The organism is Pseudoalteromonas sp. GW168-MNA-CIBAN-0100 (genome assembly GCF_040309225.1).
In the GTDB taxonomy this organism is placed as follows: domain Bacteria; phylum Pseudomonadota; class Gammaproteobacteria; order Enterobacterales; family Alteromonadaceae; genus Pseudoalteromonas; species Pseudoalteromonas arctica.
This window is the reverse complement of record NZ_JBEOOL010000815.1, coordinates 1-253: the sequence shown is the minus strand read 5'-3', so window position 1 is coordinate 253 and position 253 is coordinate 1. Positions and strand designations below refer to the sequence as shown.

The window sequence follows — 253 nt, the reverse complement described above, 5'->3', positions numbered from 1 at the left end:
ATTTTATTGATAACCCACCCGATGTATTTATTGGCATAGATGCGCCCGATTTTAACTTGCGCGTAGAAAAACCCCTTAAAGACGCCGGAATTAAAACAGTACAATACGTAAGCCCCTCGGTTTGGGCATGGCGAGAAAAGCGCATTCATACCATAAGTGCTGCTACTAACTTAGTGCTTGCATTATTACCGTTTGAAAAAGAATTTTACGACAAGCACCAAGTACCTTGTACATTTGTAGGACACACATTAGC

General features: G+C 41.1%; 1 pseudogene. It reads left to right on the top strand.

From position 1 onward, the window contains the following. Window positions 1-253, top strand: a pseudogene (gene lpxB / locus AAEY62_RS23545) (lipid-A-disaccharide synthase); the annotation flags it as partial.